Here is a 24715-nt window from a genome sequence, read left to right as displayed (position 1 = left end):
GATCCCGTCTCGCGCTGTGGAATGCGCGGTGGACGGCCCGGCGCGGCGCACTACGCTTCCCCCATGACCTCGCTCTCGCCGTACGACTCCATGACCCCGGTCGTCCAGGCCGCCTACCGGGCCAAGGCCGCCGCCGCCGACCTCGCCCCGCTGCCGAGGGCCGAGAAGGACGACGCGCTGCTCGCCATCGCGGACGCCCTGGAGGTCCGTACGAGCGAGATCGTCGAGGCCAACGCCAAGGACATCGCCAAGGCCCGCGAGGCCGGCACCAGCGAGGCGATCGTCGACCGGCTCACCCTCACGCCGGAGCGGGTGCGCGCCATCGCCTCCGACGTCCGGGACGTCGTGGCGCTGCCCGACCCCGTCGGCGAGGTCGTGCGCGGCTCGACCCTCCCGAACGGCATCGACCTGCGCCAGGTCCGTGTCCCGCTCGGCGTGGTCGGCATCATCTACGAGGCCCGCCCGAACGTCACCGTGGACGCCGCCGCCCTGTGCCTGAAGTCCGGCAACGCCGTCCTGCTGCGCGGCTCGGCCTCCGCGTACGAGTCGAACAGCGCCCTCGTACGGGTCCTGCGCGACGCGGTGGGCGGCGCCGGACTGCCCGCCGACGCGATCCAGCTCGTGCCCGGCGAGTCCCGCGAGAGCGTGCGCGAGCTGATGCGCGCCCGGGGCCTGGTCGACGTGCTCATCCCGCGCGGCGGCGCCTCGCTGATCCAGACCGTCGTGACCGAGTCGATCGTCCCCGTCATCGAGACCGGCACCGGCAACTGCCACGTCTACGTCGACGCCCACGCCGACCTCGACATGGCCGTCGACATCCTGATCAACTCCAAGGCCCAGCGGGTCAGCGTCTGCAACGCCGCCGAGACCCTCCTGGTCCACCAGGACATCGCCCCCGAGTTCCTGCCGCGCGCCCTGGACGCCCTCGCCGAGGCCGGCGTCACCGTCCACGCCGACCAGCGGGTGCTGGCGTACGCGAAGGACACCAAGGCGACCGTCGTCGAGGCCACTCTGGAGGACTGGGACACCGAGTACCTCTCCTACGACATCGCCGCCGCCGTCGTCGACTCGCTGGACAAGGCCGTCGAGCACATCCGGCTGTGGACCTCCGGTCACACCGAGGCCATCGTCACCACCTCGCAGCAGGCGGCCCGCCGGTTCACCCAGCTGGTCGACTCCACGACCGTCGCGGTCAACGCCTCCACCCGCTTCACCGACGGCGGCCAGTTCGGCTTCGGCGCGGAGATCGGCATCTCCACCCAGAAGCTGCACGCGCGCGGCCCGATGGGGCTACCGGAGCTCACCAGCACGAAGTACATCGTCACCGGGGACGGGCACATCCGCCGCTGAGCGGGGCGGCCGTGAGGCACGCAGGGCGCGCAGGGCCTGGGCATATGCGTAAGGCACGCGCCGGCTTTCCGCCCCCGACCCCCTCCGGGCCGTACGAGAGGTGTCTCACCAGGCGGATGAATTTCCATACCGTCTGCCCAAATTGACCCCCCAGGTCTACTCTGGATCCGTGCCGGAGGACGTGGGGGGCACGCCGTTCCCTGACGGCTGGGAGCCCGACGACGACCACGACCGCGGGGTGTCGGACGAAGAGTTCGCCTCCGTGGTCTTCGACGAGGCCTTCGTACGGGCGGCCGTGGTGCACGAGCCGACCGCCGTCGAGCGCCTCCTGGCCGCCGCCCAGGCGAGAGCGGAGGCCTCCGAGGCCGAGGCCCGCAGAGCCCGCCCCAGAGGCGAGCGGTACGAGGACGGGTTCGGCTCCGGCGGTTTCGGCCATGATCCCGACCTCGACGAGCTGGACGACACCGAGATCCTCGAAGGCCGCTACGGCGCTCCCGGCACCTACGGCAAACAGGTCCGCTGGCACCGCCCGGTCGCCTGGATGCTCGCCCTCGTCATGGGCATCGGCATGGTCGCGCTGGCCTTCACCGCGGTCTACCGGGGCGCCTCCTCGGGCAGCCGCGACCGGGTGCCGCCGCCCGCCTCGACCGGTCTGGAACAGGGGAGCACGGTCACGCCCTCGGCGTCCGCGGACTATTCCCAGCCGGCCGTGTCCGCGGTCCCGCGCACACCCTGAGCCGGTTCCGGCCGATCTCCGACCGGTGCCGGCCGGAGCGCGTCGCACTGCGCACAGGTTCTCGTTCGGACCTGGTGAGAACCTGTCAGAAGTTGTCGTGCGGCGGGGCGTTTACCTGAGCTTCCCGAGACCTACTCTGAAGATATGGGAGCGCCAGGAGACCCGCCTGAGGGGCCACCCGAGGGCGGCCCGGCAGGTGGAGAGGACGAGTACCGATCCGTCGTGTTCGACGAGTCGTTCGTCCGTGCTGCCCGCCTCCAGGAGTTCTCCGCGCAGGAGCGCATGGCCGACCACGCGCCCGCCGTACGCCGCCGCCCGCCCCTCCGGCGGGGCCTGTCCCGACAGGTGCTGATCCTGGTCCTGCTGATCGCCGTCGCCTTCGGCACCGCGATCTACATGGGCGTACGGCACCCCTACCAGACCTCCGCGATCCCGCAGCCGGTGGAGCCGCTCCGGATGACCGTCATCCCGCTGGCCCCGGAGGGCAGGGTCCCGGGGCACGACGACGCCGAGTACCTGTACGCGCACAGCCCCGCCGCGCAGTACCGCGTCGGTGCCAAGGGCATCCCGCTGCCGCCCTCCCGCCGCACCGAGCACTTCTCCGACAGCCAGGTGGTGAGCGCGCTGACCACCGCCAAGGACTACATCGTGCGGTCCTCACTGGACCCCGATGTCCTCGCCGGGGGCCAGGTCCGTGCCGTGCGGGTGCTGCTCGACACGGACCAACTCGACCAGTTCGACCAGAGTTTCGCCCACCCCGCGGCGGACGGGCGGCACGCGCCGACCGGGTGGCTGGTCCGCTTCGACCCCGCCGAGGCGCGGCTCGCCGACGGGCAGATCCGGGTCCAGGGGAGCCTTCAGGCCGCCGAGACAGACTCCTCGACCCTGGAGGTGACCGCGGACCACACGTTCGTGTACGCGCTGCGGTCCGCCGCCGCGGGCGCCTCCAGCGAGGTCTCGCTGTTCACCGTCCGGCGGGAGCTGCACTTCCGGTTCGACCGGGACGACCTGCGGATGCACACGGCCCAGCTGGTCGTGTCGTACGTCCAGGCCGGGCCGCTCTCGTGCGCGGTGGACTCCACGAACCGGTTGCATCCGCTGCTGGCCGGGCAGACCGCGAAGGCGGGCGGGCCGGCGGGGACGGATCCCTACGCGACGGGCAGCGCCACGGCGTTGTGCGGGTCGCTGGCGACCAGCGCGCAGCCGAAGGTGTAGAGGAACGGCAGGTGGTTGCGGCGGGTCGTTGCGGCGGGTTGTTCTGACCGGCCTGGGTCGGGTGCTGACCGGCCTGGGGCGGGTTCTAACCGGCCGGGGTCGCGCCGCCCTCCTCGTCGGGCCGGTCGTCGTTCCTCGGGGCCGAGCTGGAGAAGCCGCCGAAGCCCCTGCGCACCCTGCCGCCCAGGTCGCCCGCCCCGCCCGCGATGTCGTTGACCAGCTTCATCAGGGGGTCCTTGGAGTTCTTCACGTTGCTCGCATAGCTCGCCGCCGACTCGCGGAAGCTGTCGGTGACCGAGGTGTCCTTGTCCTCGGAGCGGCGCGGGTAGTGGCCGTCCATGATCCGCTGGTAGTCGCGGGACTCGGACCACTTCTTCAGCTCGGCCGCCCGGATCGTGGTGAAGGGGTGGGTGCGCGGCAGGACGTTGAGGATCTTGAGGACCGAGTCGCGCAGGTCGCCGCCCGCCTCGTACTCCTCGGCCTGCTTCAGGAACGCGTCCACGTTCATCTCGTGCAGGTGGTGGCCGCCGGCCAGCTTCATCAGGCCGCGCATCGAGGCCCTCAGGTCCTGGCCGACCAGCAGGCCCGCCCGGTCCGCCGACAGCTCCGACTTGCGGAACCACTCCCGCAGCGCGGTCACGATCGCCATGATCGCGATGTTGCCCAGCGGGATCCACGCCACCCGGAGGGCGAGGCTGGTCAGGAACAGCAGGATGGTCCGGTAGACCGAGTGGCCGGAGAGGGCGTGGCCCACCTCGTGGCCGACGACGGCCCGCATCTCCTCCTCGTCGAGGAGGTCGACCAGACCCGTGGTGACGACGATGATCGGCTCGTCCAGGCCGATGCACATCGCGTTGGGCTGCGGGTCCTGGTTCACGTACATCGGCGGGACCTTCTCCAGGTCCAGGATGTAACAGGCGTCCCGCAGCATGTCGTTGAGGTACGCGAACTGCTGGTCGGAGACGCGCACCGAGTCGGACAGGAACAGCAGCCTCAGGCTCCGCTCGGGGAGCAGACCGCTGAGCGCCTTGAACACCGTGTCGAAACCGCTCAGCTTGCGCAGCGCCACCAGGGCGGAACGGTCGGCGGGGTGCTCGTACGCACGCGAGGAGATCCCCGGGAAACGCCGGCGCTGCCTGCTCGGTACGTGCTCGTGTCCGTTGTTCTGATGGCCGTCGTCGGACATGTCTTCCCCCATGTGCGTCTTGGCTGTGCCACCTTGGCGGTGCCTGCCAGCCGTGCCTCTTCAGCTGTGCTCTCTGGCCGTGCCCCTCGGCCCGTTGTGATCCTTTGCGGACCCTTGTGCGGGCCTTTGCGCCCCCGAAGCAGAGCCCAGCCTAGGCGGAGATAGCGTGGACGGGCAGTACAGCGAAGGAGTCCACGTCATGGAGCACACCCGGGCCGCCTGGCTCACCGAGGCCGCTAGCGCCGCCGAGCAGCAAGGGGCCGGAAACCTGCTCCGGGTCGTACTGGTCGTGATGTTCGTGGGCTGTGCGTTCACCGCGTGGTTCCTGCTGCGGGGGTACAAGCGGAAGGACGAGTGAGCGGGAGCGAAGGTTCCCCGCCGGTTCCCCCGTGCCCCACGGGCGGCCTCCAATGGTGGAGTCGGGGTGATCGCGCTCACCGGGCCCGCTTACCATGGGCCGACGTCTTTATCCCGCCCTCCTCCATCGGATAGGTCTGCCGAAGATGAGCTTCCACAGCACCGCTGCCCAGTTGGTCACCCTCGCCGCAGAGGGCGAGGAGCACGGCGGCAACCACGAGAGCCTCGACCCCCTGGTGACCGGCGGCGCCGCGTTCCTCATCCTGCTGCTCCTGCTGTGGATCACCACCCGTTTCAACCGCGACCGCTGAGGCACGGAGTGCCCATGACGGGGCACTCCGGGCCCGCGCCGTCCGGTGCCCTCAGGTCGGGCCGGTAGGGTCTGCACGCATGGGAGAGCAGGACATGCCTACCGGCCCGGGCAACAGCCCGTCGAACCCCGGCAAGCGCCGCCTCGGCGTCATGGGCGGAACGTTCGACCCGATCCACCACGGGCACCTCGTGGCGGCCAGCGAGGTCGCCGCGCAGTTCCACCTGGACGAGGTCGTGTTCGTACCGACCGGCCAGCCGTGGCAGAAGACCCACCGCAGGGTGTCCGCGGCCGAGGACCGCTATCTGATGACGGTCATCGCGACCGCCGAGAACCCGCAGTTCTCGGTCAGCCGGATCGACATCGACCGCGGCGGCCCGACCTACACCACGGACACACTGCGCGACCTGAAGTCCCTCAACGCGGACACCGACCTCTTCTTCATCACGGGCGCCGACGCCCTCGGCCAGATCCTCACCTGGCGGGACGCGGAAGAGCTGTTCTCCCTCGCGCACTTCATCGGAGTCACCCGGCCCGGCCACACCCTGGCCGACCCCGGGCTGCCCGAGGGCGGGGTCTCGCTGGTCGAGGTCCCGGCCCTGGCCATCTCCTCCACCGACTGCCGGGCGAGAGTCGCCAAGGGCGACCCCGTCTGGTACCTGGTGCCGGACGGCGTCGTGCGCTACATCGACAAGCGCGAGCTGTACCGCGGCGAGTGAACCGAGAGGGGCACCGGTGAACGACCGATACGACGCGGGTTACGGCGGCGATCACGAGAACCAGTACGAACTCGTCGGCTACGACGAGTACGGCCGGCCGGTGTACCAGCAGATCCCGCAACAGGCTTCGCGGCAGCAGCCTCAGCAGTCCCAGCAGCAGTACGACCCCTACGCACAGCAGGGCTACGGCTACGACCCGTACGCCACGGGCGGACAGCAGGCGCCGTACGACACCGGCAGCCAGAGCCCCGTCCCGCCGTACGACCCCTACGGCGCCGGCGACACCGGACAGCAGGCGCCGGTGCCGCCCTACGACCCGTACGGGGGCCGGGGCGCGGGCGGACAGGCCGGCGGTCCGGCGACGGCGTACGACCCCTACGGGCAGGCCGCCGCGAGCGGGCAGCAGCAGCGGGTCACCGGGCAGCAGCGGGTCACCGAGCAAACGGCCTACATCCCCCAGCAGGGCGGCCCGGCCGCCGACGCACCGCAGGGAGGCCGGGGGTACGGCGAGGGCGCGCAGGCCGGGGAAGCACCGGCGACGGCGCAGACCGGCGTGGACTCCGCCGACGACGAACGGCAGTACCACACCGCCCAGTTCGCGTTCGTCGAGGAGCCCGACGGGGACTCCGAGGACGTCATCGACTGGCTCAACTTCACCGAGAACCGCACCGAGCGCCGCGAGGAGGCCAAGCGCCGGGCCCGCAGCCGGCTCGTCGCCCTGGTCGTCGTCCTCGCCCTGGTCGCGGTCGGCGGGGTCGGCTACCTCTGGTACGCCGGGAAGCTGCCCGGCCTGTCGGATCCGGAGACCAAGAAGGGCACCACGATCGCGTCGAGCGCCCAGAACCGGGACGTGATCGTCGTCCATCTGCACAACACCGCGAAGGGCGGCACCTCCACCGCGCTCCTCGTCGACAACACCACCACCGACCAGGGCACCACCGTCCTGATCCCCAACTCCCTCAACCTCACGGCCGACGACGGCACCACGACCACCCTCGCCAAGTCGGTCGACGACGACGGCTCCTCGGGGACCCTCGACGCCCTCGACACCGTCCTCGGCACCGACATCGAGGGCACCTGGCGCCTGGACACCCCCTACTTGCAGAACCTCGTCGACCTCGTCGGCAACATCGACGTCGACACCGACACCGCCGTCCCCGACCCGGCCGCCAAGAAGAAGGGCCAGGCGCCCCTGGTGAACAAGGGGAAGGGCCAGACCCTCAGCGGCAAGATGGCCGTCGCCTACGCCACCTACCGCGCCCCCGGCGAGGCCCAGAACGCCCAGCTGGAGCGCTTCGGCCAGGTCATGCAGGGCGTGCTGCGCAAGCTGTCCTCCGACCCGACGGCCGCGACCACCACCGTGCAGACCCTGGCCCAGATCCTCGACCCGTCCCTGACCGACAAGGACCTCGGCACCTTCCTCGCCAAGCTCGCCGACCTCGCCAAGGGCGGCGACTACAAGACCGCGCTGCTGCCCGTCCAGCAGGACGGCACCCTGAGCGCGGCGGCCAGCGCGAGCGTCGTCAACGACGTCCTCGGCGGCAAGGCGAAGAGCCCCGACAAGGACGCGGCGGTCAGCGTCTCCGTCCAGAACGCCACCGGCACCAAGGACAACACCGAGAAGGCCCGCGTCGTCCTCCTCAACGGCGGCTTCACCTTCCTCGACGGCGGCACGCCCTCCGGCACCCGGGCCACCTCCAAGGTCGTCTACGCCGACCCGGGCGACAAGGCCAACGCCACCGAGGTCGCCAAGACCCTCGGCCTGCCCGGCAGTGCCGTGACCAAGGGCACGGTCTCCTCCAGCGCGAACGTCGCGGTGATCCTCGGCCAGGACTACAAGCCGTCCTCCTCGTCCTAGCCGGGCCCCGGCTGGCAACGGCACCCCACGGGTCCACAACAATCACGTGGGGTGCCGTCGGCGGTCCGTGAGACCCTTGAGGTCAAGTGACCGCCGACCGAAAGCCTCGTAGTGACCGCCACTGACCGTTCTCTCGAGCTCGTCCACACCGCCGCGCAGGCGGCCGCCGACAAGCTCGCCCATGATGTGATCGCCTACGACGTCAGTGACGTCCTCTCGATCACCGACGCCTTCCTGCTGGCGTCCGCACCCAACGACCGCCAGGTCAAGTCCATCGTCGACGAGATCGAGGAGCGGCTCTCCAAGGAGCTCGGCGCCAAGCCGGTGCGCCGCGAGGGCGACCGCGAGGCCCGCTGGGTCCTGCTCGACTACGTGGACATCGTGGTCCACGTCCAGCACAGCGAGGAGCGGGTCTTCTACGCCCTGGAGCGGCTGTGGAAGGACTGCCCCGAGCTGGAGCTGCCGGCCGACGCCAAGGCGACCCGCGGCAAGGGCGAGGAGCACGCCAAGCTCCGGGCCGAGGAGGACGACGCCGAGTTCGGGGAGCAGCGGTGACCGCTGCCGCCGACCGCAAGGGCCGGGGCCGCCGCCTCATTCTGTGGCGGCACGGCCAGACCTCCTGGAACGTGGAGCGCCGCTTCCAGGGCACCACCGACGTCGAACTCACCGAGACCGGCATCGGCCAGGCCCGTCGCGCCGCCCGGCTGCTGGCCTCCCTCCAGCCCGACGCGATCGTCGCCTCCGACCTCCAGCGGGCCGCGAACACGGCCGCCGAGCTCTCCGCGCTCACCGGCCTCGAGGTGTCCCACGACGAGGGCCTGCGCGAGACCTACGCGGGCGTCTGGCAGGGGCTGACGCACGAGGAGATCATCGCCCGGCACGGCGAGGAGTACGCCGCGTGGAAGCGCGGTGAGCCGGTCCGCCGCGGCGGCGGCGAACTGGAGACCGAGGTCGCCGACCGCGCCGCCCCCGTCGTGCTCCGGCACGCCGAGAAGCTCCCCGAGGACGGCACCCTCGTGGTGGTCAGCCACGGCGGCACGATCCGCACCACCATCGGACGGCTGCTCGGTCTGGAGCCCCGGCACTGGGAGAGCCTCGGCGGCCTCTCCAACTGCTGCTGGTCCGTCCTCGGCGAGGGCGCCCGCGGCTGGCGCCTCCTGGAACACAACGCCGGCACCCTGCCGGAGCCGGTGCTCGGGGACGACGACTGAGCGGTGGCGGAACCGGCGCCGACCAGCGCCGGACCCGGATTTCACTTTCCGGCAGGTCGCAGGCTAAAGTTCTTCTTGTTCGCCCGCCGAGCGGGAAGAACGCAAGGGGCTATAGCTCAGTTGGTAGAGCGCCTGCATGGCATGCAGGAGGTCAGGAGTTCAATTCTCCTTAGCTCCACTTGATGAGAATCCCGTCTCCCTCAGGAGGCGGGATTTTTCACGTGTCTCCTTGTCCTCCGGGGTGTAGACCACGATCCGGCACTCGGGCATTCCGTCGATCGACAGCGACTGGGACGTCATCCGCAGGACACCCACGGCCCGGTGGCGGAAGGTCTTCACCCGGGGTCCGGGCCGGACCACCTCTCCGCTCGCCCAGAGTTCGGCGAAGTAGGGGCTGGCCGCCGCCAGCGCGGCTATGTAGCCCTCCCACGCCGGCTCGCCCACATGTCTGCCGTATGCGGACCGCAGCGTCGCCACCATGACCGGCAGCTCGCGCTCCCGGTACAGCACCGGGCAGGCTTCCTCGGACACCGTGAACAGCGTCCACAGCGCGTTGGACATCCCGATCTCGACGACTTCCCGGATGAGGAACAGGTCCCGGTAGCCCTGGTTCGTGGCCAGGATGTCGTAGCGCGAGTTGTAGACGACCGCCGGGAGCGGGTCGAGGGCGTCGATGATGCCCTGCACCTCCGGCCCCGTCTCCTGGGGCAGTCGCTCCGGGGCGCCGGCGAAGGGCACCTCCGCCAGGCGGTACAGGTGCTCCCGCTCCGGCAGGTCGAGCCGCAGCGTGCGGGCCACCGCGTCCAGGACCTGTGCGGAGGCGTTGATCGGGCGGCCCTGCTCCAGCCAGGTGTACCAGGTCACCCCGACGCCGGAGAGCTGGGCGACCTCCTCGCGGCGCAGCCCCGGGGTGCGGCGCCTGAGGCCCGGCGGCATCCCCACGTCCGCCGGGGTCACCCGGGCGCGCCTGCTGCGCAGGAACGAGGCCAGCTCGGGCCGTCGTCGCTGTGTCGTCCTCATCGCGTGTCCCCCATCGCCATGTCCCCCATGGGCACGTCCCCCGTCCCCGCGTCCCGTCCCCGTGTCCACCCCGCCGTTGTGACGCCCCTCGTCGTCACGCTCCCTGCACGACCATCCTCGATGCCGGAGCCGGTGCCTGCCAGGTGCTGGCAGTACCAGCATCGGCGGGCTCTCGGCACCCGTACCGGAACGTCCTCAGGCTCGACAGCATGACGACGACACCTCGGACGGGACCGGATCCCGCGTCCGTTTCCCGACCTGTCCACAGTGAAGCACCCGCCACTGACAACCGGCCCCGGCCCCGGCCGCTGCTCGCGCTCGTGCTCGCCGCCCAGTTCATGGCGCTGCTCGACGTGTTCATCGTGAACGTCGCGGCCCCCACCATCGGCACCGAACTGCACGCCTCCGGCGCCCAACTCCAGCTGGTCATCGCCGGATACGCCATCACGTACTCGGTGCTGCTGATCACCGGCGCCCGGCTCGGCGACCGGTTCGGGCACGGCCGGGTCCATCTCGCCGGGCTCGCCCTGTTCACGGCGGCCTCGCTCGCCTGCGGGCTGGCGCAGGGCGTCACGGAGCTGATCGTCTTCCGGCTGGTGCAGGGCGCCGGTTCGGCGGTGATGATCCCGCAGGTGCTCAGCCTGATCCAGCGCAACTTCACCGGCGAGGCCCGGATGAGGGCGCTCGGCGTGTACTCCGCGGTCCTCGCGGTCGGCGCCGCCGCCGGACAGGTCGTCGGCGGAGTCCTGGTCAGTGCCGACCTGTTCGGGACCGGCTGGCGGCCGGTGTTCCTCGTGAACGTGCCGGTCGGCCTCGCCCTGCTGGCCGCGGGCGCGCGCGTCCTGCTCCCCGGGGACCGCAGGACGCCGCGGGACCGGTCCCGCGGTCTCGACCTGCCCGGCCTGGTGCTGCTCGGCGCGGCCGTGTCGCTGTGCACGGTGCCGCTGGTGCTGGGACAGGAGGAGGACTGGCCGCTGTGGTCCTGGCTGTCCCTGGCCGCCGCCGCGGTCCTGTTCGCCGTCTTCTGCGGCTACGAGGCGCGGCTGGCCCGGCGCGGCGGGGCCCCGCTGATCACACCGAGTGTGCTGCGCCACCCCGGCATGGGGCTCGCCGTGTTCCGGATCATGGCGGTCATGGCCGTCAACGGCGGCTTCCTCTTCGTGCTCACCCTGTACGTGCAGGGCGGCCTCGGCTACAGCGCGCTGCGGGCCGGGCTCTCCTTCGCGCCGACCGCGGTGGTCTTCGGGATCGTCGGACTGACCTGGCGGCACTGGCCCGCGTCCTGGCAGGGCCTGTTGACGCCGGCCGGCTTCGTGATCACCGCGCTGGCCGCGCTCGGCGTCGGCCTGTCGCTGCGGGACGGCGGCGAGGGCGGCGTCGCGCTGTACGCGGCGTACACGGGCCTGGGAGTGGGGCTCGCGCTCGCCTTCAGTCCCACGCTCACCCGGGCCCTGTCCACCGTGCCGCCCCGGTACGCGGCGGACGCGAGCGGTCTGCTCGCCACGGTCACCCAGCTCGGCCAACTGGTCGGCGTCGCGGGCTTCGGCACACTCTTCTTCAACCGACTTGAGTCACTCGGCCCCTCTGAGGCGTATACCTCTGCGAAGGCGCTGTTGGCGTGCATGTTCGCGCTGGCCGGGACCGCCGCGGTGGGCGCCGTGTCCGGACTGGTACTCAGGCGTCGCTGACCGTATTGGTCCGGCCGTGGCAGAATCAAACGGCCGGAGGGGGCGCGGCCCGACGGGAGGGAGTAGTGATGCCTGCGAGCATCCTCGTGGAGGTCGGCCACCTCCACGAAGCGGCGTCGACAAGGGACACGACGGTCCGCCTCATCTGCCCTTCCTGCGGTTCCGTCCACGTGGCGCAAGTACTCGGCGACAACGGCGGGGTCTCCTACGTGTGCACGGCCTGCGGCCACAGCTGGAGCTGATCGATGGGTGCACACAGGCGAAAGTGCGACTGGTGCGGCAGCGGGACGCCGATCGTGCGCGACATGGAGCCGCTCAATCCCGACTACCAGTACTGGTGCGAGGAATGCGCGCGGGCGCTGATCATAAAAGGCGACCCCATCGAGACGTACCGTGAACTGGAGGGCGAGCCGATCTACGGCCGCCTCCTCGAGGAACACTGCACGCTCAAACGGTTCTACTCGTTCGTCACTGCTTGAGCCGGGAAACGATTTGGTGTTCCACCCTGGAGACCGTGTAATGTTGGCTCCGCCGCCGGGGAAACCGGGCGGAACACCAAGCACGGGGCTATAGCTCAGTTGGTAGAGCACCTGCATGGCATGCAGGGGGTCAGGAGTTCAAATCTCCTTAGCTCCACAGAAAGATCCCGCCGGGTCATCTCGAACCGGCGGGATCTGCTTGTTTTCCACGGCAGTTACGGCTGAGGGGCCGCCCCGTTCGGGGCGGCCCCTCAGCCGTAACTGCGTTGCGGTTCAGCGGCCCAGCGCTCGCCGCCCGCGGCCCTGGGAGAGGACCGGGAGGTTGCGGGTGGGGCCCTTGTCGCGCGGGGCCTCCTCCTCCAGGCGCAGCGCCAGCGCGGGGCAGCGACGCACCGCGCGGAGCGCCTTCGCCTCGGCGTAGCGGGGCACCTGGGCCTGGGCGACGGTCGGGAAGCCGTCGGCGCCGAGTTCGAAGACCTCGGGGAGGATGTCGGCGCACAGACCGTGACCCCGGCACAGCGTCCAGTCGACGTAGATCTTCTGACGGCTCGGGCCGTTCTCCTCGGCCTCGCCGCCGCCCGGGATGCCCGTCGGCATCTTTCCGCCCTCGAAGAGCGGCAGAACGCCCTCCACGGGCCGTCCGCAGCCGTTGCCGAGGACATGGGCGGCCAGGTCGTCGGTGAACGCCTTGATGGTCGACTCCAGGAACATCGCGGAGCCGTCCGGGTGCGAGCACGCGCCGCGCCGCTTCACGTTCTTGGCGACCTGCTTGAGCGCCTCCAGGGCCGCCGGGCCGCCGCCGTTGAGGATGTCCTCCATGCCGCGCGCGGCGGCCGGCAGACCGAGGTAGCAGGGGCCGCACTGGCCCGCGCTCTCCTCGGCCAGCCACTGCGCCACCCGCAGCGACTCGCCCAGCGGGCAGGTCTCCTGAGTGATCGGCAGGATCGCGCCGGCGCCGAGCGCGCCGCCCACGGCGTCCAGGGAGTTGCGGGAGACGATCGCCTCGTTGACGGTCGCCGCGTCGATCCACTTGCCGTGGTAGCCGCCGGTCAGCACGCCCTGCGGGACCGGCGGGGCGCCGGCCAACTGCAGGACGTAGCGCAGCGGTACGCCCGTCGGGACCTCGATCACCATGGGGCGCGCGACGGCACCGGAGACCGTGAGCATGACGGTGCCCGGCTCGTCGTACAGACCGGTGTTGCCGTAGCGCTCCGGGCCGATGCGGGCGGCGATGGCCAGTTGCGCGAAGGTCTCCGCGTTGGAGAGCAGTGTCGGCGCGCCGCCGACGCCGCTCTGGGAGGCGCTGATCTTGCGGCCGGGCGGGATGGCCGGGCCGCCGTCGATGGAACGGATCAGTGAGGCCGCCGCTCCGGTGACCATGCGGACCGGGTTGCGCTGCACGCGCGCGCGTAGAGCTGATCGTCGGCCGTTGCTCAGGCCGCGTTCGGCGAGCGCCGCCTCCATGGAGCGCTGGGTGGACTCCCGGGTGACCCCCACCACGAGCGTGCGGGCACCCAGGGCCTCGGCGGCCAGCAGGGCGCCGTCCAGGATGAGGTGCGGGGCACGGTTGATGAGGACCGTGTCCTTGCGGCAGGCCGGTTCGTCCTCGCTGCCGTTGACGACGACGACCGGCCGGACGCCGCGCTTGATCGCCGCTTCGGCGACCGAGCGCAGCTTCTTGTGGAAGGGGAAGCCGGCACCGCCGCGCCCCTTCAGGTTGATGGCTTCGGAGAGCTTCGCGAGTTGCTCGCCGCCCATGGGTTCGAGCGGCCCGTGCACCTTCAGGTGCATGGGCAGGTCAAGTCGTTCGACAAGGTCGAAGCCCGACGTGAGCTGGGGAAGCCCGACCACGCGGACTTCCGGGACGTCGGGCAGGGCCTCGTTCACCTATAGCCTCCGGAAGGCGTGTTCCAAGGTTCCCCCGAGCCCGGCGAGTCGAAGTCGTACGACTGGCCGGACGTCTGATCAGTGGCGGGACCGCTGTTGTACGTGTCATTCGGGTTGTACGTGCCGTACAGGTTGTTTGTCTCACCGGTGTCGCGCACATCACCTGTCAGATAGCTGGCCGTGCCCGAATTGCTGCCATAGGTGGGGATGTTGTACCCCGTGTCCTGGAGCGGGTCGTAGGCGGACGGGGGTGCCTCGCCGACCGGAGGCGGGGACGGGATCGGCCAGTTGCCGGAGGTGCTGCCGATGCCCTCCGCGCGGGCGATGGGCTCGGTGGCCGCCTGCATGTCCATCGGCAGGTCCATGCGCGCGGTCTGGCCGGTGTCGTAGGGCTGCTGCGCTCCCGGGGACATGGCGCGGTAGGCGGCGGCGAATCCGCTGCCCGCGGGCTCGGGGGCCGGGGGAGCCTGGTAGATGGGGTTGGCGCCGGTCTGCGACAGGCCCTCGTAGCCGGGCAGGGCGGACTCCGAACGCCGGCCGCCGGACTCGGCGCCCCGGCGGCTCTCGCGGCCCGCTCCGGCCGTCTCGGCGGCCCTCCTGGCCCGGCTCGCCTCCAGTTCCTCGCGGCCGGGCCGCTCCTCGGTGCCGAGGAGCATGGCGACCCGGTCGGTGACCTTGCGCTTGAAGGGGCGCGGCGCCGCGCGCAGGGCGAGGGCGATGATGACGCCGAGGACGCAGAGCGCGTACATGTACGTGAAGATCGGGGCCTTCACCGCGCGGCCCGCGTACAGGCCGTGGATCAGGCCGGCGCACCAGGCGGGGTAGGCCAGCATGTGCATCGCCCGCCAGCGCGCGGCGACCGGGGCCGGGGACGCGAAGCGGTTGCGCAGCGCGCCGGTGATGCCGACGAAGATCATGAGCTGGCCGGCCAGGGTGCCGAGGCCGATGAGCCCTCCGCTGCTGCTGAACCCGAGTCCGAACGGGATGAACGCGGCGATCCACGTCGTGTGTTCGAGGGTGAGTTTGATCCCGATGTGCAGCAGAAGGAACGCGATCGAGCCCACGGCGGTGATCCGGTGCACACCCTGCGCGACGATCCGCTGGCGGGTGTTGAGGATCAGCCGGTCCTGGGCGACCAGCCCCCAGATCACGGAGCAGGTGAGCAGGACAAGCGTCACCACGCCCGCCCCGAAGTTGAGGAAGTCCTGGAGCCAGACACCTCCGTACACCACGACCAGAGGGATGGCCAGCAGGAAGACGGCCGTCGCCACCCCATAGGCCGACCGGCCCGTCCTGGGGAGCGTGCTGTTGCTACTACGAGGGTTCATGGGGGCAACTCCGAGCGGTTCGGGAAGGCGGTCCCGCTGCCGCACTCTAAGTGGCGCCATACCGATGGGTACGGCGTTTGAGTTATTGCGCTGTTATCAAACGGTCGTGGGGCTGTTGCGATGCCCCTTAGTGGCTGTTACGCGAAGTAACCTCTGGCCTTGCTCCCGTCCTCTCGGGTGGAATACGGTGCGGCTCGACTGCGGCGGCGAGTGCGGCACCCGGTGCCAAAGAGGCATACGTAAGTTCGTCGCGGCGTGCTCAACGGCTGCGGTACCCTAACGCCATGCGTGCCGTACGCCTTCTGCTTAGCGAGCCGCGCTGATCAGTCCCGACCACCGGTGAAGACGTGGTCGGAATCGGCGCGGCGTCCCCTCCTGTGCGAGGGGATTTTTCGTTTCCGGACGACACAGCCGCTGGCAGAGACGATCGATGGAGCTTTGAGGACCATGAGCGAGACGAACCCCGCTGCCGCCGAGCCGGCCGCGCCGCACCGCTACACGGCCGCCGTCGCGGCCGAGATCGAGGCACGCTGGCAGGACTTCTGGGACGCCGACGGCACCTACGCGGCGCCGAACCCCAAGGGCGACCTGGCGGGCGACCCGGAGGTCGCCGCCCGGCCCAAGAAGTTCGTCATGGACATGTTCCCGTACCCCTCCGGCGCGGGCCTGCACGTCGGCCATCCCCTGGGCTACATCGCCACCGATGTATTCGCCCGCTTCCAGCGGATGACCGGCCACAACGTCCTGCACACCCTGGGCTTCGACGCCTTCGGCCTGCCCGCCGAGCAGCACGCCGTCCAGACCGGCGAGCACCCGCGGATCACCACCGAGGCCGCGATCAACAACATGAAGTCCCAGCTGCGCCGGCTGGGCCTGGGCCACGACAAGCGCCGGTCGTTCGCCACGATCGACCCGGACTACTACAAGTGGACCCAGTGGATCTTCCTGCAGATCTTCAACTCCTGGTACGACGACGAGGCGAAGAAGGCCCGCCCGATCTCCGAGCTGGTCGCCGCGTTCGAGTCCGGTGAGCGCGTGGTCCCCGGCGGCCGTTCCTGGGACGCCCTGACCGCCGCCGAGCGCGCCGACGTCCTGGGCGAGTACCGGCTGGCCTACGCCTCCGACGCGCCGGTCAACTGGTGCCCCGGGCTGGGCACCGTGCTGGCCAACGAGGAGGTCACCGCGGACGGCCGCTCCGAGCGCGGCAACTTTCCGGTCTTCAAGGCCAAGCTGCGCCAGTGGAACATGCGGATCACCGCGTACGCCGACCGGCTGCTGGACGACCTGAACGAACTGGACTGGCCCGAGGCCATCAAGCTGCAGCAGCGCAACTGGATCGGCCGCTCCGAGGGCGCCCGCGTCGACTTCCCGATCGACGGCGAGCGCATCACCGTCTTCACCACCCGCCCCGACACCCTGTTCGGCGCGACCTACATGGTGCTGGCGCCCGAGCACCCGCTGGTCGAGAAGTTCACGCCCGCCGTGTGGCCGGAGGGCACCCACGACGTGTGGACCGGCGGTCACGCGACCCCGGGCGAGGCCGTCGCCGCCTACCGCGCCCAGGCCGCCTCCAAGTCCGACGTGGAGCGGCAGGCCGAGGCCAAGGACAAGACCGGCGTCTTCATCGGCTCGTACGCCACCAACCCGGTCAACGGCGAGCCGGTCCCCGTCTTCATCGCGGACTACGTCCTGATGGGCTACGGCACCGGCGCGATCATGGCCGTTCCGGGCCACGACTCCCGCGACTTCGCGTTCGCGCGCGCCTTCGAGCTGCCGATCCGGTGCGTCGTGGAGCCGACCGACGGCCGCGGTACCGACACCGCCACGTGGGAGGACGCCTTCGTCTCGTACGACGCGAAGATCGTCAACTCCACCGGCGCGGGGGTCTCCCTGGACGGGCTGGGCGTCGTCGAGGCCAAGGCGCGCATCACCGAGTGGCTGGAGCGCGAGGGCGTCGGTGAGGGCACCGTCAACTTCCGCCTGCGTGACTGGCTGTTCAGCCGCCAGCGCTACTGGGGCGAGCCCTTCCCGATCGTCTACGACGAGGACGGCATCGCTCACGCGCTGCCCGAGTCGATGCTGCCGCTGGAGCTGCCCGAGGTCGAGGACTACTCGCCGCGCACCTTCGACCCGGACGACGCGGACACCTCCCCGGAGACCCCGCTGTCCCGCAACGAGGACTGGGTGAACGTCACCCTGGACCTGGGCGACGGCCGCGGCCCGCGCGCGTACCGCCGCGAGACCAACACCATGCCCAACTGGGCGGGTTCCTGCTGGTACGAACTGCGCTACCTGGACCCGCACAACGACTCCGTTCTGGTCGACCCGGAGATCGAGCGGTACTGGATGGGCCCCCGCGCGGGTCAGCCGCACGGCGGTGTCGACCTGTACGTCGGCGGCGCCGAGCACGCCGTGCTGCACCTGCTGTACGCGCGCTTCTGGTCCAAGGTGCTGTTCGACCTGGGGCACATCTCGTCGCCCGAGCCGTTCCACAAGCTGTTCAACCAGGGCATGATCCAGGCCTTCGTCTACCGCGACAGCCGGGGCTTCGCGGTGCCGGCCGCCGAGGTGGAGGAGCGCGACGGCCAGTTCTTCTACGCCGGTGAGCCCGTCAGGCGCGAGCTGGGCAAGATGGGCAAGTCCCTGAAGAACGCCGTCACTCCCGAGGCGATCTGCGACGAGTACGGCGCCGACACCCTGCGCCTGTACGAGATGGCCATGGGCCCGCTGGACGTCTCGCGGCCGTGGGACACGCGCGCGGTGGTCGGCCAGTACCGGCTGCTGCAGCGGCTGTGGCGCAACGTCGTCGACGAGGCCACCGGCGAGGTGACCGTCGTCGACGCCGAGCCCGACGAGGCCACGCTGCGTGCCCTGCACAAGGCGATCGACGGGGTGCGGCACGACCTGGAGGGCCTGCGCTTCAACACCGCCATCGCCAAGGTCACCGAGCTGAACAACCACCTGACCAAGGCGGGCGGCGCGGTGCCGCGCGAGGTCGCCGAGGCGCTGGTGCTGCTGGTCACGCCGCTGGCCCCGCACATCGCCGAGGAGCTGTGGCGCAAGCTGGGCCACACCGACTCGGTCGTCCACCAGGACTTCCCGGTCGCCGACCCGGCCTACGTCGTGGACGAGACCGTGACCTGCGTGGTCCAGATCAAGGGCAAGGTCAAGGCCCGCCTGGAGGTCTCGCCGGCCATCTCCGAGGACGAGCTGGAGAAGGTCGCGCTGGCCGACGAGAAGGTCGTGGCGGCGCTGGACGGGGCGGACATCCGCAAGGTGATCGTGCGGGCGCCGAAGCTGGTGAACATCGTTCCGGCGTAGGGCTTCTCCGGAGTTGGCGAGGCTTGGGCACCTCCGGTGATGTGCCTAGCCGGGGGCCCGGGTCGTGGCCCCCTAGGGGTTTCGTGCGGGCAGGTTCGGGGTTCTTCCGGAACTCCGGGCCTGCCCGCTGCGTTTACCTTGGAAGAGCGGCGCGGCGCGTGCCGTGCCGGTCGGAGGAGGAGAGACGTGGAAGCAGTGATCGCGATCGTGGCCCTGCTTTTCGTGCTCTTCGTGGCGCTCGGCGTGTACGCCACGGTGAAGGTGGTCGGCGCCGCCAAGCGAGGCGTGGACCGCACCATCACCCAGGCCCGGCGCACGGTCGAGGACCACACCCTGCGTGCCAAGTCCTTCGCCCAGCTCGGCCCGGCGGGCGAACTGGCCCAGCTGCGGCTGAAGCTGCGCACCTCGATGCGGGCCACCCAGGACGCGCTGCACGCGGGCGCCGCCGAGGACGAATCCCTCAAGGAGTCGATCGGGCTCTTCCAGCGGCTCAGCGCCCACGGCCATGAACTGGACGGCGAGCTCAAGCGCCTGGAGTCGGAGCCCGACCGCACGACGCTCGCCGAGCGCCTGCCCGGACTGCGGGAGCGCACCGAGCGCATCACACAGTCGGCCGACTCCCTGCGCTGGGCGGCCCGTGACCGTGCCCGCCGGTTCGCCGACGACGACCTGGACACCCTGAGCGCGCAGATCGACGTCGAGTCCGGAGCCCTGCGGCACTGGACCAGGACCGAGCCCGCCGCGCCGCCGCCGTGGCCCGAGGCCCCCGCCGCCGAGGACAACAGCGACCAGCAGACCTGGCCCGAGACGCCCCGCTCCCGCACCGCCGAGGAACCGACGCGGCCCGCGATCACCCCGCCGGGCACCCGCCCGACCTACCCCTGGCAGAAGAAACCCCGCCCGGAGAGCACGACTTGAGACACAGCCCCACGTCCGCCCCGAACCTGACACGGCAGCCCCGGGCGACAGGGGCCGGACTGCCGCCCGCACGCTACGGCAGGTAACCTCCAGCTCATGTCCCGCCATGTCGCGATCGTCACGGATTCAACGGCCTACCTGCCGCAGGGGACGATGGAGCGGCACGGCATCACAGCGGTCCCCCTGACCGTGGTCCTCGGCGACCGCGCGCTGGAAGAGGGCACCGAGATCACGGCCCGTTCGCTCGCCCAAGCCCTCCAGAAGCGACGCCCCGTCACCACCTCGCGACCCAGCCCCCAGGCCTTCGCGGAGCACTACCGCAAGGTCGCCGAGTCCGGAGCCACGGGCATCGTGTCGCTGCACCTGTCCGCCGAACTCTCCGGCACCTACGACGCGGCGGTCATGGCGGCGCGCGAGGCCCCGGTTCCGGTGCGCGTGGTCGACACCGGCATGATCGCGATGGCCCTCGGATTCTGCGCGCTGGCCGCCGCCGAGGCCGCCGAGACGGGCGGCACGGTGGACGAGGCGGTCACCGCCGCGGAGAAACGGGCCGCGGGCACGTCCGCCTACTTCTACGTCGACACCCTCGACTATCTGCGCCGCGGGGGCCGGATCGGGGCCGCGCAGGCCCTCCTCGGCTCCGCGCTCGCGGTCAAGCCGCTGCTCAAGCTCGACGGCGGCCGGATCGAGCCCCTGGAGAAGGTGCGGACGGCGTCGAGAGCCATCGCCCGCCTGGAGGAGATCGCGGCCGACCGGGCCGGCAGCGCGCCGGTCGACATCGCGGTGCACCATCTTTCCGCCCCCGACCGGGCAACGGCCCTCGCGGACCGGCTGCGGACCCGGGTGACGGGACTGGCCGACCTGCATGTGAGCGAGGTCGGGGCGGTGATCGGGGCGCATACGGGGCCCGGGTTGCTGGGGGTTGTCGTCTCGGCCCGGTGAGGTGGCGTCGAGGGTCGTAGGTTGTGGATGCGTGGGCTCGGGGAGGGGGAGAGTCACTCGTGTGGGTGGCGAAGTTTTCCACAACCGGTGGGTAGTCCACGGGAATTGACCAAGATCATCGCGAGAGTGCGGGTGTGGCCGATCCTCGGCGCATGGCACTTCGATCACGTTCACGTACAGCGACGGCTACCAGCGGACCGGGCCGCGGCCCCCACTCCGACGGACGCTCACGGCACCGCCGCCCGCCCGCCCGTCGAGGCGGGGGCCGGACCCGGCATCGACATGCCTCCTCCGCGGACGAACTCCAGCGGCGGGCGGAGGTGTTGTTCGCCGAACGGGTCGGGGCGCGGAGGGACTCGGGGAAGGGGCCGCCGACGGGCGCGCGGGGTTTGGCGGAGGAGGAGGCGGGTGGTGGTGCCGCCGATCTCGTCGGGGGCGGTTCGGCGGTTGACGGGGGTGGTCCCGGGGACGGGGGCTGGGACTGGCGAGACACCGATGTCCGGGACCCTGATGCTTGGAACGCCCCTACCCGGGGTGCCGATTTCGGGGACGAGGACTGGCGTGGTGTCGATCCCCGGCATGAGGCGCGGGGCGGTCCCGATGGCGGGCATGAGGACCGGCATGGTGTTGATTCCGGGGACGGTGCCTGGCGGGAGCGGGCCGGGATGGCTCTGCGGGAGCGGTTGCCGGTGTGGTTGCAGGCGCGGTGCGGTCTGGAGCGGCGGAACGTAGTAGCACTCTCGGTACTGCTGGTCGTGGCCGCGGTGTTCGCCGTGCAGCACTTCTGGACCGGCCGGACCCAGTCGGTCCAGGCGCCCGAAGTGGTGCGGGCGGCGGCTCCGTTCGGTCAGAGCGGGGCAGGCCAGGAGGACGGCCCGTCAGGGGAGACTCAGCCGGCGGTCTCGGGAGGGGACTCCAACACGGTGGGCGCCGAGATCGTCGTGGACGTCAGCGGCAAGGTCCGTGAACCCGGGGTCCATCGGCTGCCGGCCGGGTCCAGGGTCGCCGACGCGTTGAAGGCGGCGGGTGGTGTGCGGCCGGGTACGGACACGGACGCCCTCAACCGTGCGCGGTTTCTGGTGGACGGTGAGCAGGTCGTCGTCGGCGGCCCGGCTCCCGCACCCGGCACGGTCGGCGGTCCTGTCAACGGCGTTCCGGGTCCTGTGGGTGGCGGCGGCCCGGCCGGTGCGGCGGCCCCCGTCTCCCTGAACACGGCCACCGTGGACCAGCTCGACACCCTGCCCGGCGTCGGCCCGGTGCTCGCCCAGCACATCCTCGACTACCGCACCCAGCACGGCGGCTTCCGCTCGGTGGACGAACTGCGGGAAGTCAACGGCATCGGCGACCGCCGCTTCGCCGACCTGCGAAATCTCGTACGGCCATGAGGTACCGCTCGGGGGTCCCGCGAGGGGACGAGGGCGAGGCGCAGCGGGCGGCCGGAGGTGGGCGGCGGGGACGCTCCGCCGTGCACGCCGCTTCCGGGAAGCGGCTCGGGGCTGCTCACCCTCGTCAGGAAGCTCCTACGGATCTGCGCCTGGTCCCCTCGGCACTGGCGGCGTGGGTGACGGCAGCGGTGGCCCTGGGGGCGCCGGCGGGGTGGGTCACGGGGCTGGTGGCCGGGTGTGTCGTCGTCGCCTGCGTGCTGTTGTCCGGACTCCGGCGCCGGGTGCGGGGCATCGGCGGAAGCGCCAGGGTGCCGGTCGCCGCGGTGCTGCTCTGTGTCGCCGCGGCCGCAGTGTCAGCCGGGCTGCACGGGGCGGATCTGCGGCGGGGACCGGTGCCGGAACTGGCCCGGCAGTACGCCACGGTGACCGCCGAGGTCGAGCTGACCGCCGACCCCCGCCTCACCCGATCCCGGATCACCGGGGACCACACGACCCCGACCGCCGTGATCATCAAGGCCGACGTGCGGCGCTTGGAGACGGTGGACGGGAGGGCGCCGGCGATGGCGGAAGGCCGGACGCCGGTAGTGGGGCGGACCCCGATGGCGGGCGGGAGTGGGGAGGGGGCGGGCCGGAGGACCGTGTTGGTGACCCGGACGCCCGTGCTCTTGATCATCGATGTGCGTGCGGAAGCGGGGAAAGGGGGTGCTCGGCGTTCCGGTGTCGGAGGGGTCGCACACGGGTCGCCGTCGGTCGCGGACGATCCGCCGCGGTCGCCCTGGCTCGGGTTGTTGCCGAGTACGCGGGTGCGGGTCGTCGCGCGGGTCGGGCCGGCGATGGTCGGGGGTGATCGGGTCGCGGCCGTGTTGCGGGTGCGGGATCGGGCGGGGCCCGAGGTCGTGGGGGAGGCGTCGGGGGCGCAGCGGTTCGCGGGGCGGTTGCGGGCGGGGCTGCGGGAGGCCACCGAGGGACTGCCGGCGGATGCCCGGGCTCTGTTGCCGGGGCTGGTCGTGGGGGACACCTCGCGGATCACGCCGGAGCTGGACGAGGCCTTCAAGGAGACCGACCTCGCGCACACGCTCGCCGTCTCCGGCAGCAACCTCACGATCCTGCTCGCGCTGCTCATCGGGCCGCCCGGCCTCGCCCAGCTCGTCGAGCGACGGGGACTGGCACCCCGGCTGGGGGTGTCGCTGCGGGCGACCGCGCTGCTCGGCGGTGGGCTCACGCTGGCGTTCGTCGTCGTGTGCCGGCCGGACCCGAGTGTGCTGCGGGCCGCGGCCTGCGGGGCCGTCGCGTTGCTCGCCCTCGCGACCGGTCGGCGCAGATCGCTGATCCCGGCGCTGGCGACGGCCGTACTGCTGCTGGTGCTCTACGACCCGTGGCTGGCCCGCAGTTACGGCTTCCTGCTCTCCGTCCTGGCCACCGGGGCCCTGCTGACGCTCGCGCCGCGCTGGAGCCTGGCGTTGCGGCGGCGCCGGGTGCCGCCGAGGCCGGCGGAGGCGTTGGCGGCGGCGGCCGCGGCACAGGCCCTGTGCGCGCCGGTGGTCGCGGTGCTGTCGGCGCGGGTGAGCCTGGTGGCGGTGCCGTGCAATCTGCTCGTGGAGTTCGCGGTCGCACCGGCGACGGTGCTGGGGTTCGCAGCGCTGGCGACGGCACCTCTCGCGATGCCGGTGGCCAAGGGGCTGGCGTGGTGCGCGAGTTGGCCCGCCGGGTGGATCGCGGAGGTCGCCCGAACCGGGGCGTCGCTGCCGGGCGGGGGCGTGGACTGGCCAGGCAGTTGGACGGGGGCGGGGCTGCTGGCCCTCGCCACCGCGCTGGTGCTGCTCGTCGGGCGACGACTGCTCGGGCACCCCTGGTGGTGCGCGGTCTGCGCGGTGCTGTTCGTGCTGGCGGTCGTGCAGCCGCCACCGCTGACCAGGGTGGTCACGGGGTGGCCGCCGCCGGGCTGGCGGATGGCGATGTGCGATGTGGGTCAGGGCGACGCGGCGGTGCTGGCGGCGGGCGAGGGCACGGGCGTGGTCGTGGACGCCGGACCCGATCCGGCGCTCGTCGACGACTGCCTGCGCACCCTCGGCATCACCAAGGTGCCGCTCGTGGTCCTGACCCACTTCCACGCCGACCACGTGGCGGGCCTGCCCGGGGTGCTGCGGGGCCGCTCGGTGGGGGCGATCGAGACGACGGGGTTCGGGGAGCCGGTGGACCAGGCCGAGTTCGTACGGCGGGAGGCGGCGGCCCGGCGGATTCCGGTGACGCGTGCGGCGGCCGGGGAGCAGCGGCGTACGGGGGCGCTGACCTGGGAGGTGCTGTGGCCGCCCGCGGGACCGGCGGCGGTGGCGGCGGACGGGCCGAACGACGCCAGTGTCACGATGCTCGTCCGCTCTGCCGGGCTGCGCTTCCTCCTCCTCGGGGACCTCGAACCCCCGGCACAGCAGGAGCTGTTGCGGTCACCGGCGGGGGCACGGCTGGCCGGGGTGGACGTTCTCAAGGTCGCCCACCACGGGTCGGCCTACCAGGACCCGGAGCTGATACGCCGGGTCGCCCCGCGGCTGGCGCTCATCTCGGTCGGGGCCGGCAACTCCTACGGCCACCCGGCGCCCAGTACGGTCGCCGCGCTGCGGGCCGGGGGTGCGGTGGTGCTGCGGACGGACCGGGACGGGGCGTTGGCGGTCGTCGGGTCCGGTGGCGACCGCGGCGCAGGGCGCGGAGGGGGTGGGGGTGCGGACGCCGGAGAGGCGGGCGGAGACGTGGATGGGGGGAGAAGCCGTGGTGCGGGCGGTGGGGAGCTCTGGGTGGCGCGAGACTGAGGGC

At 71.6% G+C, this 24715-nt stretch carries 21 protein-coding genes and 2 tRNA genes; 19 read left to right on the top strand and 4 right to left on the bottom strand.

From position 1 onward, the window contains the following. Positions 1 to 63: 63 nt before the first annotated feature. The 3 genes from AC2XR2_RS14620 to AC2XR2_RS14610 all read left to right on the top strand — a co-directional run bounded on the left by AC2XR2_RS14620 (position 64) and on the right by AC2XR2_RS14610 (position 3301). Complete coding sequence (locus tag AC2XR2_RS14620; RefSeq protein ID WP_381299916.1) at positions 64 to 1350, top strand: glutamate-5-semialdehyde dehydrogenase; 1287 nt, start codon at positions 64 to 66, stop codon at positions 1348 to 1350. A 169-nt stretch (positions 1351 to 1519) separates the two neighbouring features. Further along, positions 1520 to 2086: an SCO2584 family spore wall biosynthesis protein gene (locus tag AC2XR2_RS14615; protein WP_330266970.1), complete on the top strand. Its 567-nt coding sequence runs from the start codon at positions 1520 to 1522 to the stop codon at positions 2084 to 2086. A 144-nt stretch (positions 2087 to 2230) separates the two neighbouring features. Beyond that, the gene (locus AC2XR2_RS14610; RefSeq protein ID WP_330266971.1) at positions 2231 to 3301 is read left to right on the top strand and encodes an SCO2583 family membrane protein; all 1071 of its coding nucleotides are present in this window, start codon (positions 2231 to 2233) and stop codon (positions 3299 to 3301) included. An 85-nt stretch (positions 3302 to 3386) separates the two neighbouring features. Here AC2XR2_RS14610 and AC2XR2_RS14605 read toward each other — a convergent pair whose 3' ends face one another. Then, a complete protein-coding gene (locus tag AC2XR2_RS14605; protein WP_356454896.1) occupies positions 3387 to 4487 on the bottom strand; it encodes a M48 family metallopeptidase in 1101 nt (366 codons plus the stop codon). 199 nt (positions 4488 to 4686) lie between these two features. Here AC2XR2_RS14605 and AC2XR2_RS14600 point away from each other — a divergent pair, with 199 nt between their 5' ends. From AC2XR2_RS14600 to AC2XR2_RS14570, 7 genes are all read left to right on the top strand, one after another. Beyond that, positions 4687 to 4845 (top strand): hypothetical protein, encoded by a 159-nt coding sequence (locus AC2XR2_RS14600; RefSeq protein WP_086723901.1) that lies wholly within the window; start codon positions 4687 to 4689, stop codon positions 4843 to 4845. A 145-nt stretch (positions 4846 to 4990) separates the two neighbouring features. Continuing rightward, positions 4991 to 5155 (top strand): hypothetical protein, encoded by a 165-nt coding sequence (locus AC2XR2_RS14595; RefSeq protein WP_031051387.1) that lies wholly within the window; start codon positions 4991 to 4993, stop codon positions 5153 to 5155. Positions 5156 to 5234: 79 nt separating this feature from the next. After that, complete coding sequence (gene nadD / locus AC2XR2_RS14590) at positions 5235 to 5873, top strand: nicotinate-nucleotide adenylyltransferase (RefSeq protein WP_381299912.1); 639 nt, start codon at positions 5235 to 5237, stop codon at positions 5871 to 5873. A gap of 16 nt (positions 5874 to 5889) precedes the next feature. Further along, the gene (locus tag AC2XR2_RS14585) at positions 5890 to 7731 is read left to right on the top strand and encodes an LCP family protein (RefSeq protein WP_491515249.1); all 1842 of its coding nucleotides are present in this window, start codon (positions 5890 to 5892) and stop codon (positions 7729 to 7731) included. 111 nt (positions 7732 to 7842) lie between these two features. After that, complete coding sequence (gene rsfS / locus AC2XR2_RS14580) at positions 7843 to 8286, top strand: ribosome silencing factor (protein WP_020136211.1); 444 nt, start codon at positions 7843 to 7845, stop codon at positions 8284 to 8286. Further along, positions 8283 to 8942: a histidine phosphatase family protein gene (locus tag AC2XR2_RS14575; protein WP_381299908.1), complete on the top strand. Its 660-nt coding sequence runs from the start codon at positions 8283 to 8285 to the stop codon at positions 8940 to 8942. Before rsfS ends, AC2XR2_RS14575 begins: the two co-directional genes overlap by 4 nt. Positions 8943 to 9047: 105 nt before the next feature. Continuing rightward, positions 9048 to 9120: transfer RNA gene (locus AC2XR2_RS14570), tRNA-Ala, on the top strand. Here AC2XR2_RS14570 and AC2XR2_RS14565 read toward each other — a convergent pair. Beyond that, on the bottom strand, positions 9102 to 9962 hold the full coding sequence (locus tag AC2XR2_RS14565) for a helix-turn-helix transcriptional regulator (RefSeq protein ID WP_491515248.1): 861 nt from the start codon (positions 9960 to 9962) through the stop codon (positions 9102 to 9104). The two genes, AC2XR2_RS14570 and AC2XR2_RS14565, sit on opposite strands and share 19 nt — an antisense overlap. Positions 9963 to 10282: 320 nt before the next feature. Here AC2XR2_RS14565 and AC2XR2_RS14560 point away from each other — a divergent pair, with 320 nt between their 5' ends. The 4 genes from AC2XR2_RS14560 (at position 10283) to AC2XR2_RS14545 (ending at position 12286) form a co-directional block, all read left to right on the top strand. Beyond that, positions 10283 to 11650, top strand: coding sequence for an MFS transporter (locus AC2XR2_RS14560; protein ID WP_491518452.1), 1368 nt, complete (start codon positions 10283 to 10285; stop codon positions 11648 to 11650). A gap of 68 nt (positions 11651 to 11718) precedes the next feature. Next, the gene (locus AC2XR2_RS14555; protein WP_020136213.1) at positions 11719 to 11892 is read left to right on the top strand and encodes a hypothetical protein; all 174 of its coding nucleotides are present in this window, start codon (positions 11719 to 11721) and stop codon (positions 11890 to 11892) included. A 3-nt stretch (positions 11893 to 11895) separates the two neighbouring features. Then, positions 11896 to 12129 carry a hypothetical protein gene (locus tag AC2XR2_RS14550; RefSeq protein ID WP_019523121.1) on the top strand — a complete coding sequence of 78 codons (234 nt, stop codon included), beginning with the start codon at positions 11896 to 11898 and terminating at the stop codon, positions 12127 to 12129. 84 nt (positions 12130 to 12213) lie between these two features. Next, positions 12214 to 12286 (top strand) — tRNA-Ala (locus AC2XR2_RS14545). 116 nt (positions 12287 to 12402) lie between these two features. Here AC2XR2_RS14545 and AC2XR2_RS14540 read toward each other — a convergent pair. Next, positions 12403 to 14016 carry an NADH-ubiquinone oxidoreductase-F iron-sulfur binding region domain-containing protein gene (locus tag AC2XR2_RS14540; protein WP_330266977.1) on the bottom strand — a complete coding sequence of 538 codons (1614 nt, stop codon included), beginning with the start codon at positions 14014 to 14016 and terminating at the stop codon, positions 12403 to 12405. Next, positions 14013 to 15344: a ferric reductase-like transmembrane domain-containing protein gene (locus tag AC2XR2_RS14535; RefSeq protein ID WP_381300637.1), complete on the bottom strand. Its 1332-nt coding sequence runs from the start codon at positions 15342 to 15344 to the stop codon at positions 14013 to 14015. The genes AC2XR2_RS14540 and AC2XR2_RS14535 overlap by 4 nt, the downstream gene beginning before the upstream one ends. A 447-nt stretch (positions 15345 to 15791) precedes the next feature. On the opposite strand from AC2XR2_RS14535, the gene leuS reads away from it, so the two are divergent. The 5 genes from leuS (at position 15792) to AC2XR2_RS14510 (ending at position 24711) form a co-directional block, all read left to right on the top strand. Next, positions 15792 to 18665 (top strand): leucine--tRNA ligase, encoded by a 2874-nt coding sequence (gene leuS, locus AC2XR2_RS14530; protein WP_491515247.1) that lies wholly within the window; start codon positions 15792 to 15794, stop codon positions 18663 to 18665. Between the two features lie 186 nt (positions 18666 to 18851). Beyond that, the gene (locus tag AC2XR2_RS14525; protein ID WP_381300633.1) at positions 18852 to 19583 is read left to right on the top strand and encodes a hypothetical protein; all 732 of its coding nucleotides are present in this window, start codon (positions 18852 to 18854) and stop codon (positions 19581 to 19583) included. Positions 19584 to 19679: 96 nt separating this feature from the next. Beyond that, positions 19680 to 20525 (top strand): DegV family protein, encoded by an 846-nt coding sequence (locus AC2XR2_RS14520; RefSeq protein ID WP_123760676.1) that lies wholly within the window; start codon positions 19680 to 19682, stop codon positions 20523 to 20525. 152 nt (positions 20526 to 20677) lie between these two features. Continuing rightward, positions 20678 to 21910, top strand: a complete 1233-nt coding sequence (locus AC2XR2_RS14515) for a ComEA family DNA-binding protein (protein WP_491515246.1) — start codon at positions 20678 to 20680, stop codon at positions 21908 to 21910. Between the two features lie 80 nt (positions 21911 to 21990). Beyond that, positions 21991 to 24711, top strand: coding sequence for a ComEC/Rec2 family competence protein (locus tag AC2XR2_RS14510; protein WP_491518451.1), 2721 nt, complete (start codon positions 21991 to 21993; stop codon positions 24709 to 24711). Positions 24712 to 24715: the final 4 nt, after the last annotated feature.

The organism is Streptomyces sp. LS-MS-L19 (assembly GCF_058382285.1).
Note: the sequence above shows the minus strand (reverse complement) of the source record. Positions and strands in the feature narration are given on the sequence as shown.